This is a genomic window from Hyphomicrobium sp. (genome assembly GCF_019744875.1).
Taxonomy (GTDB): Bacteria; Pseudomonadota; Alphaproteobacteria; order Rhizobiales; family Hyphomicrobiaceae; genus Hyphomicrobium_C.
Map to the genome: position 1 here is coordinate 101,676 of NZ_JAIETU010000005.1, position 12,921 is coordinate 114,596.

Consider the following 12,921-nt stretch of genomic DNA (forward strand, 5'->3'; position numbering starts at 1 on the left):
TTCAATGTTGAGTTAGGAGTCGCTTGATGCCGAGACATACGCCAGCTTCTGCCGTGGCGATGCTCATCGCGATCGCCGCGCCGCTCGCCGCCGCCGAAGCGCAACTGCCGCCGTCGCAGTACGACCGGCTGCAGCGATCGCTCGAAGAGAAGTTCGCGCCGAAAAAGACGCCGCAGCCGAAGCCTTCCCAATCCGGCGGCGGCCAGCAGAAGCAGGACGACTTCATCTACATCGATCCCGGCAACAAGGATCAGAAGGGCTCCAACGAGAAGCGCTCCGACGCCTCGTGGGGCGAGAAGGTCTATGCGTTCTTCTCCTCGAAGTTCGCCGACGAGCCTGCGGCTTCGGCCGCCCAGCCGGAGGGCGCGTTCAGCGAAACCTCCGAGGCGGACACGTCGCGGCAGCCGTCCATCTTCCGCTCGCTCTATCCGCGCAAGTCGCGTTCGCGCCAGGAGCCGAGGGACCAGAGCAGCGAGCGCCGCGTGCCGGTGGCGAAGCCGAACAGCTACGTGATCCAGCTCAGTCCGACGGCCACCGACAAGGACATCGAAGACCTCCTGAAGAAGTACCACCTCAAGATCACGAAGATGATCGCGCCGCTCGGCGTGATCACGGTCGAGGTCGACGAGAGCGCGAGGCGGCGTGCGCCCGTGACATCGCCCGCGCCCGGCGCGGCGCCGGCCGACAGCAAGGCCCAGCTCCAGAACGTGCTCGAGCCGCAGCTGATCCGCGATCTGCGCGACGAGAAGGTCGTCGACGGCGCGTTCGTCAACTCGACGATGCAGGCCAAGCATCTGCCCAAGAGCAAGGGCGCTTCGATCGTCGTCGGCGATGAAGTGTTCTCGTGGCGCTGGCAGGCCGGTGACACGTTCGACGGCAACTGGGGCCTCAAGGCCATCCGGCTGCCGCCCGTCTGGACCATTCTCGATCGCTACCGCAAGGCGAACCCGCAGGCCGTGCGCCCGAAAATCGGCATCATCGACGGCGGCTTCGCGACCAACGCGATGGTTCCGTTCGCTTCGATGCAGAACGTCAATCCGCTGGTGTTCCACACCGCGAGCTGCGGCACGCATCACGGCATGCACGTGGCCGGCATCATCGGCGCCAACCCCGGCGATCAACCCGGGATCAACGGTATCGTGCCCGGCGCGCGCATGGACGCGATCGCCGTCGACGACAAGATCGTGGGCGACTCGGGCCAGGCCGGAGTCGACGAGGGCTGGCAGGTGCACGCGTTGCTGTTCGACGACGTGCTCGCCAAGACGCTCGACTACGTCTACGCCAACCTGATGCAGCCCGACGGGCTAAAGGTCATCAATGTCAGCCTCGGCTACAATTTCGTGGCCAGCGATCTGCTCGGCGACGACGATCCGGACGAGGTGCCGGGGCTCGCGTTGCATGTCACGCATCAGGCCAACCTCATCCGCCTGATGGCCAGTCGCGTGCAGGACCATGTGCTGTTCGTCGTCGCGGCGGGCAACGATTCCGAAGGCCGCACGACACCGATCGACGCGAAGTGGGCTTCGCCCTTCGCCTGGGCCGGCACGCAGAAATCCGCAACCGGTGAAAGCCCGCCCAACATCGTGGTCGTCGAAGCCGTCGATCGGAATGGACTTCGCGCCGACTTCTCCAACACGGGCGGGCATCTCGCGGCGCCCGGCGTCGACATCATGAGCACGCTCGCCGCCGACAAGGTGCCGTTCGGCGTCTGCAGCGGCACCTCGCAGGCAGCGCCGCACGTGGCCGCGCTGGCGGCGATCCTGTTCGAGCTCGCCCCCGACAAGAAGCCAGCCGAGATCGCAGCGATCCTGCGCAAAAGCGCGACCCCGCCGCCTTCCGGCGCGGCGCAGGCGGCGACCATCGACGCGCTCGAAGCGGTCAGCGAAGCGGCTCCCCAGGCGGCGCGCCTGGTCGCGGACCTCGACGGCGACGGCGCGGTCGGGCCGAGCGACCTTGCGCTGTTCTCGCGCCAGATCGCATCGCTCGCCAACGCGGCGACGGCCAACGCAGCCTTCACCGAGGACCTCAACGGCGATGGCGTAGTCGACGACAACGAGTGCTTCTGGCCGCAGATCGACATCAACGGCAGCGGACAGGGCGCGTTGACGCCGAGGGACGCGCGTTTACTCAGCGGCTCGCGGCGCACGGATCTCGCCGCGATGGACTTCCTGTGGTCGGATTCGGCTACGCCCTTCGCAACCGCCATGGCGGCGGCCGGCCTTACGACGCCGCCCGAGATCTATGCGGTGGCGGAGTCGACTCCTGAGCCGGTGACGCAGTGCCGCCGTCTCATCAATTCGAACGTCGTGGCCACCGGTCCCACGCAGCCCACCGGCACGGGCGGCGGCACACCGATCGCGGCGACCGCCGGTACGACGGCGGGCGCGTCCACCAGCGACGCCGCGGCGGTGCGCAGCGAAGTCGAGGCGGCGATTTCGGAGCTGCGCAAGACGCATCCGAACCTGCACGTCACGATCAACCCGGCGACCGGATTGCCGAGCACCGTGATGGGGCTTTCGCCGCAACCCGGCGGCACGGCCGGGCTCGGCGCGGCAAGCGGTTCGGGCGATCTCTCGGAAGAAGAGACCAAGCGGGCCGTGGAGAGCTACTTCGGTACGGGTGGCCTCGGCACGCTGTTCCCGAGCAAGAACAAGAGCGCCAAGCAGCAGTATGTCGACCGCCGCAAGGATCCGGATTTTCCGGATCGCTACGTGGCGGAGGTCGAGCAGCGCATCGAAGGCGTGCCTGTGTTCGGATCTTCGGCCAAGCTTACCGTGTCGCGCTCGCTCGGCGTGACGAAGTACAGCGGCACGACCTCCAATGCCGCCGTCGAGACCACGAAGCCGAAGATCGCCGAGGGCGAGGCGGTGGCGGCCGCACGTGCCAAGCTCAGCGAGGTGCTGCGCAGTGCGCCGGACGCCTCGCGGGCGTTCCCGCTCGCGCCCGATCCGCAGAAGGCCGACGTGGCGAAGCCTGAACTCACCGTGTTCGACCCCGCGCTCGTCGGCAAGGCGAAGGCGGGCCCGACACGGCTCGCGTGGCTCGTGACGATCGACTCGTTCCGCATCTTTGTCGACGCGGCGACGGGCGAGGCCTTCTACTACTACCGCGACCAGCCGTCGGGCATGCTGCGCCGGATCTACGATCTGGCGCAGACGACCACGTTCCCCGGCACGATCGGGATCGACGAGGACGCCCGCACGCGCGCCGAGAAGCTTTCTCCCGAAACGCTGATCGCGTTCCGCAACGCGGGCATCGTGCGCGACTACTTCTTTCTCACGTTCGGCCGCAACAGCTTCGACGATCGCGACGGATCGGGCGGATCGCCGCTCGAAGCCTACGTGCAGCACGGGCGCACACAGAACGCCTACTGGTGCACCACGAAATCCTATGACTGCCCCAAGGGCAACGTGATGGTGTATGGGCCGGGCTACGCGGGCGCGCTCGACATCGTGGCCCATGAAATGACGCACGGCATCATCGCGCACGAAAAGAACCTGCTCTATCTCAACGAGCCGGGGGCGGTGAATGAATCGCTCGCCGACATTTTCGCAGCCCTGATCGAACTCGACGCGAAGGGCGACGGCGGCAACTGGCTGATCGGCGAAGCCTCGCCTGGCTTCTCCGTGACGGCGCCGTTGCGCAGCCTGGCCGACCCCAACCTCAAGGACAGCAACGGCCTCTCGCTCTTCAACCGGGCGGCGCGCTTTTCACTCGCCAACCGCGGCCAGCCGGATCACTACGCGGACGTGCTCACGCCGGACGATACGCAATGCGGCTCGACGGCCTACCAGGACAACGGCTGCGTGCACTTCAACAGCGGCATCCTGAACAAGTTCGCCTACCTGATCTCGGAGGGCGGCACGCATCGCGGCATGACGGTGCGCGGCATCGGACGCTACAAGCTCGCGCGCATCACCTATCGCGCCATGACGGTCGGCATGAACCAGAGCTCGACGCTGGCGCATGCGGCGAACGCGTTCGTCGAGGGCTGTTTCGAACTCGCGAGCGGCGAGATCGGCGGCTTGATCCCGGCCGACTGCGAGCAGGTGATCGCCTCGCAGCGCGCGGTGGGGCTTGAAATGCCGTCGTCGTGAGTGACGTCGTCGTAACGGCGGACATGACCCGGAACTGAAGTTGACGCACGCATGAGAAGCACGAGGGAGTGAGCATGACACGGGTCAATCTCGACCGCCGCCAGATCGCCGCGGGGCTTGCCGCCGCGATGGCCGCGCCGTTCACGCCTCGCCTCAGCCTCTCGCCCGCGCTCGCGCAGACCGGCCGGGGGCCCTGGTCGGAGCTTACCGCGCTCGCCGAGGAAGCCCAGCGGCTCGGGCTGTCGGTTCCGCGCATGGGGCTCGCGCCGTCATCGGGGGGTGACGATTTCACCGAGATCCAGCCCGCGCTGGTGGACTTCATGGACGGTGTCAGCGCGTCCGCGCCGGATGCGCCGGGAGCAACGTCCGCCGACGTTGGCAGCCTGATCGACCGCGCGTCCGAGATTCTGCGCACGAGCCGCAACGCGGAACGCGTACAGCGCGACATTCCGGAAGGTCCGCAGGCGGCTGCCGTCACGGCGCCGAAGTTCGAAGCCATCGCAGACGATTATCGCAAGCTGTTCGACACCTGCGTGATCCGCCCGGAAAAGAAGTCCGAGGTGATGTGGTACGTGTCGAAGATCGCCGATCCGACGCGGCGCAAGGCCTACGAGCAGGTGTTCGAGGAAACCTGCGTGCCGTGGTACGTGGTGGCGATCATCCACGGCATGGAATGCTCGTTCGACATGAACTCGCATCTCCACAACGGCGACTCGATCAAGGCAAAGACCTGGCAGGTGCCAAAGGGACGGCCCAATCCGTGGCTGCCGCCGTCCGACTGGGTGTCGAGCGCGGTGGACGCGCTCAAGTACGACAAGCTGCACGAGCAGTCCGACTGGAGCCTGCCGCGCATTCTCTATCGCTGGGAAGGCTACAACGGCTGGCGCAGCCGCGTGCTCTACAAGATCAACACGCCGTATCTCTGGAGCTTCTCGAACCACTACAGCAAGGGCAAGTTCGTGGCCGACAACGTGTGGGACGGAAACGCCGTCTCCAAGCAGTGCGGCGCGGCGGTGATGCTCAAGGGGCTGGTGGAAGCCGGCCATATCGCGACGCCGGCGTAGGGTGTAGTTGGCGAGGCTCAGCCGATAGAGAACGCCGGCATGGAGCCGACAGCGGACCTCGGTTGAAAGTGAAGCCCGCAAGCACGTCGGCTTAGCGGCTGCCGCCGGTCACTTCTTCTGCGCAGGATCGGCGGCGGTGCCCGCTGTAGCGGGCTGTGCTGCCTTCGGCGTCGCCGCGGTCGTGGCGACCGCTGGCTTCTTCTTGACCGCGGCAGGCTTTTTCACTTTTGGCTTTTCGGGAGGGTCGCCGAAAAAGCCGAAGTCGAACAGAGATGACAACGGCGCGGTCTCGCTCACGCCGCCGTTGTAAGCTTGAAGCACGCTCACCTTCGTGCCGACCTTCGCAATCGAGGCCAGGTGCACGACGTGCTCGTTCGTCAGACGGAAGCAGCCCGACGAATTCGCGCGCCCGACCGTGCGATCGTTGTTCGTGCCGTGGATACGATACACGGTACTGCCGAGATAGAGCGCGCGCGCGCCTTGCGGGTTCTTGAGCCCGCCCGAAACCGTGAGCGGCAGGCCCGGCACGCGCTCGTGCATTTCAGGCGGCGGCGTCCACGACGGCCAGGACGCGATCCGGCTGATGCGCTGCGTGCCCGTCCAGGTGAAGCCCTCGCGGCCGACCGAGATGGGATACTCGTAGGCCTTCTTGTTCGGCAGCACGAAGTACAGCTTGCGCGATTGCGTATCGACGATGATGGAGCCGGTTTCCTCGCTGCGGTCGAAATAGACGATCGGCGGCGCGACAGGCGCGATGTCCGGCCGCTCGCCGCCATCCATATGCTTGGGATAGACAACGGGCTCGGCGGTTGCACGGCGCGCTTCGCGCTCGAGGCGCTCCGCTTCCTTCATTTGCGCATCATGTTCAGCGACAGAGTCGCTGAACTGCGCGTTCGCCGGCGCCGCCATCAGCGCGACACAGGCCGCCAAAGCCAGACACGTTGCGCGCATTTCCATAAGCGTTCCGCAACCGGTTGATTACCTTAGCCCTGATAGGGCACCTCGCCGCCCCTGGACAAGTCCCGATCACAGTCCAGCGGCTGCACGAAGCGTCACCTGTTGCAGTCCTGCCCCATTGCGGCACGGCGCGTTGAGGCCCCAATCTTGCGAACAAGCTCACCGAAGCATCAACTTGTAGGCACCCTCGCAACTTGCTAACTCATGCGACCTTGCGAAATCGCGCATGTGTTTTCGCCCTTGAGCGTCTGCTCGCGGACCGCATGCGGCGCCTCCTAATCCTCATAGGACATGATTGTGACACTTGCCTCCGGCGCGTGCGGCCTTGACTTTGGCACATCCAACAGCGCTATCGGCCATGCCGCTGAAGCTCATCCCTCTCTGATCCCCCTGCAGGACGGCCGCGCTTCGATCCCCACCGCAGTGTTCTTCAGCTTCGAGGACGGAAGCGTCACCTTTGGCCGAGATGCGGTCTCCCGCTACTTGCAGCGCGAGAATGGACGCCTGATGCGGTCGCTGAAATCGGTGCTCGGATCCTCGCTCATCCACGAGCAGACGCAAGTTGGAACGAAGCGCATCCGGTTCGATGAGATCATCTCGCTTTTCCTCGGCTACGTGCGCAAGGCCGCCGACGAACCGTCGTCCGTCGTCATGGGCCGCCCCGTGTTTTTCGTGGACGACGACCCGGTCGCCGACAAGAGTGCGGAGGATCAGCTCCGGCAGGCGGCGCAACACGCAGGCTTCAAGCATATCGAATTCCAGTTCGAGCCCATCGCTGCCGCCCTCGACTATGAGCGCCAAGCCGGCGCCGAAGAACTCGCGTTCGTCGTCGACATCGGCGGCGGCACTTCGGATTTCTCTATTGTCCGCGTCTCTCCGCACCGGCGCGGGAAAGTGGACCGCAAATCCGACATTCTCGCCTACTCGGGCGTGCACATCGGCGGCACCGATTTCGACCGTCGCCTTGAGCTCCAGGCCGTGCTTCCCTATCTCGGGCTTGGCGCCAAGCTTCGTCACAAAGACATGGAAACACCTTCGTGGTGGTACCAGGATCTCGCAACCTGGCAGCGCATCAACGTCCTCTATGACCACAAGATCCTTGCCGACATTCGCCGGGTACGCCGAGATGTGTTCGAGCCCGAAAAGCTCGACCGGCTGCTCGAGGTCCTGGAGAACAGGAAGGGTCACGCGCTGCTGACCGCCGTCGAGGACGTCAAGATCCAGCTCTCCTCCGCAAAGCTCGTGGCGATGGATTTGCAGAAGCTCGCCGGCATCGAGCCGATCGACATCACGAGAAAGCAGTTCGACGGCGCGATTGCCGACCAGATCGGCCAGATCCACAAGACGATCAGAAACACCCTGAGCCAGAGCAACGTGGCCGCCGACGCCATCGGCTCGGTGTTTCTGACCGGTGGCTCGTCGCGGATACCGCTGCTGCTTGCGACCTTGCGCAAGGTGTTCGGCAATGCCCGTATCGTCGAAGGCGATGCGTTCGGTTCGGTCGCCACGGGGCTCGCACTTGAAGCCCATAGCCGTTTCGGGGCGATGCGCGCGACGCCGGCGTAGGGTGGGCGGTGGCGAGAGCTCAGCCAAGAAAACGTCGGCTTCGGCGTCACAAGCCGACATAGATACTTGGTCCACGGCGGGATGAGCAGATCGCTTCAATGCATGTCAGAAATCAGCGACGACCAGCGTGTATGCGTCTCGGTGGCGGTCGGAATAGGCATTTGAGGCCACTTTAAGAATTCGATCCCTGTAGCGATCGAACGTGTTTAGGAAGCCGGCTTCATCCAGCTTCGTGCTGGGGTCTATGCGAGAGAACGCGCGCTGCTCCACGAAGAAATTGATCTCAAACGTTCCGTCGTAGCCCCAAAAACGCACGCGGCGGCCTCGCTCATCGTAGCTCCGGCTCAGGTTAGGAAAGGTGAGGGTCATAGAGCGATCCTCCTTCTGGCGTCTCGCTGGCGCAAAGGACGGCTAATTCTGTGTGTGGATGCGCTCACACACTGTCTTCCATAACGTCTTGCTCATGTGCGTCGCGGGCTCCCAGAGATCCATGCACGAAGCAAGCTTCTGCGCCTCGGTCGGCGGCGCGTAGCTTCTGGTCTCCGCGGCCGGTTTTTCGATTTGCGCGTCAACGGGCAGGCCCAGCGGCTGTTTGGCACGAGCAGGTGAATGTGCCATGCTCGTCGAACATGCCAGCAAAACCAAAGCTAAGGTGGTCGCGCGATCTTGCCGGACGGCCATTGCAATCATCGCCCCTTTTTGTCGACGAAGCGCTTCGGAGCGCCGTTTGAGAACGCATTGTCACCTGGCGTTCCGTGGCTGTCGGATTCTCCGACCCATCAATCTAGCGATGTCGGGTAGCTGAGTGACGCCCGGCCGTGACGTGTACGCCCGCCGCTACGATCGTGAACGATCATGTCCGCATGGACTTGAAAGGCAACCGCGCGCGCGAAAGCCATGGCATGAGCACGTAGGCGGTAGCTTGAAGAAGCGAGGATCTGTCCGCCTTCTCTGACCCGCCAGGATTCGCCGGGTCCGTGCACCACGTGAATTTCTCTGACCGATGCCTCGACGTGATCGTGGGTCATGGCTTTATCCTTTCGGGGAAGGCGGTGACGCTCGAATTCCAAAGCGTGGAAAGCAAGACCAACTCTTCATGATCGGCAAAACGCTCGTCGGGTTCGAGGATCGTCTTGACGCAATAGGACGGACCCCGCCCATGCCGAGGCCGGAGCCGCAGTATCTTGTAGGCAACGAAGCGTGCCGCTGCGGAATCGCGCGTCATGCCGACAAAGCACACCACTTGACCGACTTTGAAATTCACATCCGGTCATCCTCGTCCATCGCATCTCTCGCAAGGGCAGCGGCGAGATCCGCCGGATCAATCGTCGTGAGCTGCCGGGATAGCGCCGTCGGTGCCTGCACCGTGATCGTGGTCGAGGTCCGGCGCCAACCGACGATGGAAAGGCTGTCGATCTGCTCTTCCACCACTTCGATCTCGTATGTCCCGGGCGGGAGCAATTCGTCGAAGCCGGCCAGCCGAAACGGGCGGCGAAATTGAACGGACGTTTGAGCTGTTCGTTCGATCATGGGGTTCGCCTAGCGGAAGGTCGCCCCCGGCTATTCCCGAGGGCGAGTCTCAGTGGCTCTTCAGCTTGGAACTAGAGCTGGCGGCCATTCGCGAAAGCATCGACGTCCCGCTGGGCCTGCCCCTTGTCGAGGCTGTATTTCGCCTGGACCTGCGTGACGAGGTCGTCCTTGTCCTTGAGGCCGGCGATCTCCGTGGCGTTAAACTTCGACCACTTCTGCGCGATTTCACTACGCATTCCGGCAGCCTTGTCAGGCTGCGGAGTTGCTGGAGTTGTCGCCTGGGGTGCATTTGTCATCAGAAATCTCCTTAAGTAATTTTCAAATAATCTGGGACGTTCCCAAATCTTATTTTCAACTTATGTCACGCTATTTCATTTGAATTATGTCATTTCTCAAAATAAACTGAAATTTATTTTTCGATACTTGCGGACAATAACTTTTTGATTACTTGACGTGAAATTTGAGATGTCGGATCGATAAGCGCATATTTAGGGGTGCGGCGACTATCGTTACTTAAATGTATTGCGTTGGTGTTGCTGTGTCGTTGCATCAAGCGGCCTGTGCGATGCTGGGATTGGGCAGCGTCGTGAAGCAACAGGAGGCGCAGCGCAGCTTCCCTCACGCGCGATCACGGACGTGAGTGTGCAAGGGGGCGCTGATCACGAACCTCCGTGGCGCCGAGCCGCTTTGGGCCCGCCGACGTCAGCGCAGAAGCGGCGGATCCGACCGGGTCAAAAGCGCAGCAGCTCCTGCCGACTTGCCCCCTACTCCAACAGCGTCCGGAGCTGCGATTGGGCGAGGCCGTTGCCGTCGTTGAACATGTCGAAGTAGGTCTGGACGACCTGATTGACCAAGGGGCCAGAGTTCTCGAAGTCCTTCCCCTGGTTCTGTTGCAGCGGCTTTTGCAGCTCGCGCAGAGCGGCGAGCAGCGCTTGCGGCTTGCCGTTGAAGTCTTCGAGATCTTCCGCGCCTTTGGGCTTCGCGGCCGCGAACTTGTCGAACGTTTCGACGGCCTCCGCGTAGGATTTCATCGCGGGATCGAACAGCGCCATGTCGATGACGACCCCTTTGGGCGGCACCACGCCGGCGATGATCTGGTCGAACTCGGCTCCCGAGCTGTTCGGGCCGAGATTGCCGATCATCTGATCGAGCGTGTCGGCGTCGATGGGCTGGGGCCGCGTTTTCGGAAAGGTGTCGATGATGCGGTTGGCGGCGTGGAGCACGTTCGCCGCCTGCCATCTGAGCGTCCGCCCTTCGCTTGCCTCGATCGCCGCCACCTCCATGCCTTCGGCCGCGCGCACGAAGGGGCGCAGCTCGCGCAGCATCGCCTCGCGCTTGGCCAGGAAGTCTTCGGCCAGGGGAACCATGCGGACGTGGAGCGCCTTGCCGGCCTTCATGCCGTCCGTGCGATAGCCCTCGCGCTCGTAATAGGCATTCGCCTCGTTCAGAACCGGCGCCAGAGCCTCGTAGGCTGCGAGGTAGGTCGCGATGGCAGCGTCGAGCGCGGGCGTGTCGGGCTTCAGGCTCGCGCTGTTGCGGACTTCCGTCAAAAGACCGGCGATGTCGTGGACGTCGTACATGCCGTAGGAAATGTAGCGCTCTTTGCCGGTCGGGCCGGTCTTCATGTTGACCCAGCTCGCATAGCGCTCCCACGAGTCGCGGGCACGCTCGGTGGACCGGGACACCTCGATGTAGAGGTTGGCTTTCTGGAGCGTGGCGGCGGGGTCCTCGGCGGCAGCGCCCGGCACAGTCATCATCGGGATGGATGCCGCGAGCGCCAACGCGAGCCAAGCTGCACGGGCCGTGTTGCAAGATCTCAGCGCGCGCATGCATTGCTCCCTCAGCCGTGGGCGCGGGGCAGCGGGCGGCCCCGTCTGTGTCTCTATGAGGGCATCAGCGTCGCCAATAATCAGCGCTCGGGCAATCGGATTTGGAGAAGGCCGTAAAAATTTGCTCTCTGAACCCGTGTGCGGAGCGGGGGCATCACCCCAGCGTGACGCCGCAGGCGGCGGGCCAGCCGAGGCCCGCAAGCGTGTCGCCGCGCGGCTTGTACTCACAGCCGATCCAACCCGTATAACCGCTCGCGTCGATGGCGCGGAACAGGCGGGCGTAATCGAGCGTGGCGAGGCTCGGCTCGCCGCGATCCGGCGGGTCGGCGCACTGGTAGTGGCGCGCGAGGGGCCCGAACTCGGCGATGGCCGCCTCCACGCCGCCTTCCATTATGTGGCGGTGATAGAGATCGAACTGCAGGCCCAGATTGGGCGCGCCGACCTCGGCGATCACATCGCGGGCGTCCGCGGTGCGGGTGAGAAAATAATCCGGCATGTCGCGGGTGTTGATCGGCTCGATCACCAGGTCGATGCCCATCGGCGCGGCCCAGCTCGCCGCCATGCGCAGGTTCGCGACGTAGGCTTCGCGCGTCGCGCCGTGCGTCGTGAGCCCGGCCATGACGTGAAGGCGCGGGCACCCCAGCGCCTCGGCATAGTTCAGCGCCAGATCGACGGCGGACGCAAACTCGTCCTCGCGGCCGGGCAGCGCCGCAAAGCCGCGCTCGCCTTTGTCCCAGTGGCCGGGCGGAAGATTGAACAGCACGAGACTCAAACCGTTGGCATCCAGCCGGGCGCGGATGTCGGCGGCGGGCACGGCGTAGGGGAACATGAACTCCACGCCCTTGAAGCCCGCTTTCGCCGCCGCATCGAAGCGGTCGAGAAACGGCAGGTCCATGAACATGAAGCTGAGGTTGGCGGCAAAGCGGGGCATGGGCACTCGATCGCGCGGTTCAATCTTCAGGCTTAATCGTGGGACGGGCGAGACTGGCGGAGCTTCTTGACGCCGCCGCGCTTCACCTTGCTGTCGACGCGGCGCGCCCTGGCGGCCCGGCTCGGCTTGGTGGCGATGCGCCGCTTCGGAACGTGCATCGCTTCCTTCACCAGCTCCACGAGACGCTGGCGGGCGTCATCCCGATTACGCTCCTGCGTGCGGAAGCGCTCGGCGCGGATCACGAGCACGCCCTCGTCCGTGATGCGCCGGCCGGCGAGCTTAACGAGGCGGTCGCGCACGGCGAGCGGAAGGCTGCCGGAATGGCGCACGTCGAAACGCAGCTCGACGGCGGTCGAGACCTTGTTGACGTTCTGGCCGCCGGGACCGGATGCGCGGATGAAGCGCTCCTCCAGCTCGCGGTCGTCGATGGAAAGGGTGTCGTCGATATCCAGCATGGCTGGGATTTAGCAGAGTTCCCGGGCCAGGAAACCTGGAATGTGGCGGCGGCCGCGCCGCCTGGGCAGTGTGTATCGCCGGGGACTGACGGTTGCCGCCCGATGGGCCATGGTCAGCAAATCCATCTCATGGAGGCATTCGTGGTGACCCTATTCGACCTCATCGTCTCCGGCTTCGTGGCGCTCGTCGTTCTGCCACTGGCCGTTTCATCGCTCGTGGCGGGCTCTCCGCCACCGCCCCCCAACATGTTCCTCGCGAAGTACTACCTGGCCGAGCCGCGCCTGATGCTGGCGAGCAACCTGTTCCTGCTCGCGGTGTGCGCCACCGCCATTCAGAGGCTCGCGACCCATTTCGGTGTCTTGAGCGAGCCTGTCTCGCGCAGCCTCGATATCTGGATCAGCGTGCCGTTCGTCGTTCTGCTGCTGGCGTTTCTCGGCCTCTTCATCAAGGCCATTCTCACGGTGCGGCGCGCAAACCGGGCGGCCTGAACC

The 12,921-nt window shown here is 64.3% G+C and carries 13 protein-coding genes; 4 read left to right on the forward strand and 9 right to left on the reverse strand.

The window, feature by feature from the left end; all coding sequences use genetic code 11:
• Positions 1-26: 26 nt before the first annotated feature.
• Both K2Y42_RS10600 and K2Y42_RS10605 read left to right on the forward strand, forming a co-directional pair.
• Complete coding sequence (locus K2Y42_RS10600; protein WP_291152078.1) at positions 27-4,097, forward strand: M4 family metallopeptidase; 4,071 nt, start codon at positions 27-29, stop codon at positions 4,095-4,097.
• A 74-nt stretch (positions 4,098-4,171) separates the two neighbouring features.
• On the forward strand, positions 4,172-5,161 hold the full coding sequence (locus K2Y42_RS10605; protein ID WP_291152080.1) for a hypothetical protein: 990 nt from the start codon (positions 4,172-4,174) through the stop codon (positions 5,159-5,161).
• A 108-nt stretch (positions 5,162-5,269) separates the two neighbouring features.
• Here K2Y42_RS10605 and K2Y42_RS10610 read toward each other — a convergent pair whose 3' ends face one another.
• On the reverse strand, positions 5,270-6,013 hold the full coding sequence (locus K2Y42_RS10610) for a L,D-transpeptidase (RefSeq protein ID WP_291152083.1): 744 nt from the start codon (positions 6,011-6,013) through the stop codon (positions 5,270-5,272).
• A gap of 402 nt (positions 6,014-6,415) precedes the next feature.
• Here K2Y42_RS10610 and K2Y42_RS10615 point away from each other — a divergent pair, with 402 nt between their 5' ends.
• Positions 6,416-7,684, forward strand: a complete 1,269-nt coding sequence (locus K2Y42_RS10615) for an Hsp70 family protein (protein WP_291152086.1) — start codon at positions 6,416-6,418, stop codon at positions 7,682-7,684.
• Positions 7,685-7,789: 105 nt separating this feature from the next.
• Here the strand turns inward: K2Y42_RS10615 and K2Y42_RS10620 are convergent, their stop codons facing one another.
• From K2Y42_RS10620 to arfB, 8 genes are all read right to left on the reverse strand, one after another.
• The gene (locus tag K2Y42_RS10620; RefSeq protein ID WP_291152089.1) at positions 7,790-8,053 is read right to left on the reverse strand and encodes a DUF1488 domain-containing protein; all 264 of its coding nucleotides are present in this window, start codon (positions 8,051-8,053) and stop codon (positions 7,790-7,792) included.
• A gap of 410 nt (positions 8,054-8,463) precedes the next feature.
• Positions 8,464-8,712, reverse strand: a complete 249-nt coding sequence (locus K2Y42_RS10625) for a DUF2188 domain-containing protein (RefSeq protein WP_291152092.1) — start codon at positions 8,710-8,712, stop codon at positions 8,464-8,466.
• Positions 8,709-8,948, reverse strand: coding sequence for a hypothetical protein (locus K2Y42_RS10630; protein WP_291152095.1), 240 nt, complete (start codon positions 8,946-8,948; stop codon positions 8,709-8,711). The genes K2Y42_RS10625 and K2Y42_RS10630 overlap by 4 nt, the downstream gene beginning before the upstream one ends.
• The gene (locus K2Y42_RS10635) at positions 8,945-9,214 is read right to left on the reverse strand and encodes a hypothetical protein (protein ID WP_291152098.1); all 270 of its coding nucleotides are present in this window, start codon (positions 9,212-9,214) and stop codon (positions 8,945-8,947) included. The genes K2Y42_RS10630 and K2Y42_RS10635 overlap by 4 nt, the downstream gene beginning before the upstream one ends.
• Before the next feature lie 71 nt (positions 9,215-9,285).
• Complete coding sequence (locus K2Y42_RS10640; protein WP_291152100.1) at positions 9,286-9,510, reverse strand: hypothetical protein; 225 nt, start codon at positions 9,508-9,510, stop codon at positions 9,286-9,288.
• Positions 9,511-9,978: 468 nt separating this feature from the next.
• On the reverse strand, positions 9,979-11,043 hold the full coding sequence (locus tag K2Y42_RS10645) for a DUF3829 domain-containing protein (RefSeq protein WP_291152103.1): 1,065 nt from the start codon (positions 11,041-11,043) through the stop codon (positions 9,979-9,981).
• A gap of 154 nt (positions 11,044-11,197) precedes the next feature.
• A complete protein-coding gene (gene otnI, locus K2Y42_RS10650; protein WP_291152106.1) occupies positions 11,198-11,974 on the reverse strand; it encodes a 2-oxo-tetronate isomerase in 777 nt (258 codons plus the stop codon).
• A 32-nt stretch (positions 11,975-12,006) separates the two neighbouring features.
• Positions 12,007-12,429: an alternative ribosome rescue aminoacyl-tRNA hydrolase ArfB gene (gene arfB, locus K2Y42_RS10655; protein WP_291152109.1), complete on the reverse strand. Its 423-nt coding sequence runs from the start codon at positions 12,427-12,429 to the stop codon at positions 12,007-12,009.
• A gap of 144 nt (positions 12,430-12,573) precedes the next feature.
• Here arfB and K2Y42_RS10660 point away from each other — a divergent pair, with 144 nt between their 5' ends.
• Positions 12,574-12,918 carry a hypothetical protein gene (locus tag K2Y42_RS10660; RefSeq protein WP_291152112.1) on the forward strand — a complete coding sequence of 115 codons (345 nt, stop codon included), beginning with the start codon at positions 12,574-12,576 and terminating at the stop codon, positions 12,916-12,918.
• The last annotated feature ends 3 nt before the right edge of the window (positions 12,919-12,921 follow it).

Excerpts from the sequence above, each read along its gene's own strand:
- K2Y42_RS10635 (WP_291152098.1), bottom strand. The coding sequence starts at position 9,214 with ATGATCGAACGAACAGCTCAAACGTCCGTTCAATTTCGCCGCCCGTTT.
- K2Y42_RS10600 (WP_291152078.1), top strand. The coding sequence starts at position 27 with ATGCCGAGACATACGCCAGCTTCTGCCGTGGCGATGCTCATCGCGATC.
- K2Y42_RS10605 (WP_291152080.1), top strand. The coding sequence starts at position 4,172 with ATGACACGGGTCAATCTCGACCGCCGCCAGATCGCCGCGGGGCTTGCC.
- K2Y42_RS10645 (WP_291152103.1), bottom strand. The coding sequence starts at position 11,043 with ATGCGCGCGCTGAGATCTTGCAACACGGCCCGTGCAGCTTGGCTCGCG.
- K2Y42_RS10610 (WP_291152083.1), bottom strand. The coding sequence starts at position 6,013 with ATGAAGGAAGCGGAGCGCCTCGAGCGCGAAGCGCGCCGTGCAACCGCC.
- otnI (WP_291152106.1), bottom strand. The coding sequence starts at position 11,974 with ATGCCCCGCTTTGCCGCCAACCTCAGCTTCATGTTCATGGACCTGCCG.
- K2Y42_RS10640 (WP_291152100.1), bottom strand. The coding sequence starts at position 9,510 with ATGACAAATGCACCCCAGGCGACAACTCCAGCAACTCCGCAGCCTGAC.
- K2Y42_RS10625 (WP_291152092.1), bottom strand. The coding sequence starts at position 8,712 with ATGACCCACGATCACGTCGAGGCATCGGTCAGAGAAATTCACGTGGTG.
- arfB (WP_291152109.1), bottom strand. The coding sequence starts at position 12,429 with ATGCTGGATATCGACGACACCCTTTCCATCGACGACCGCGAGCTGGAG.
- K2Y42_RS10620 (WP_291152089.1), bottom strand. The coding sequence starts at position 8,053 with ATGACCCTCACCTTTCCTAACCTGAGCCGGAGCTACGATGAGCGAGGC.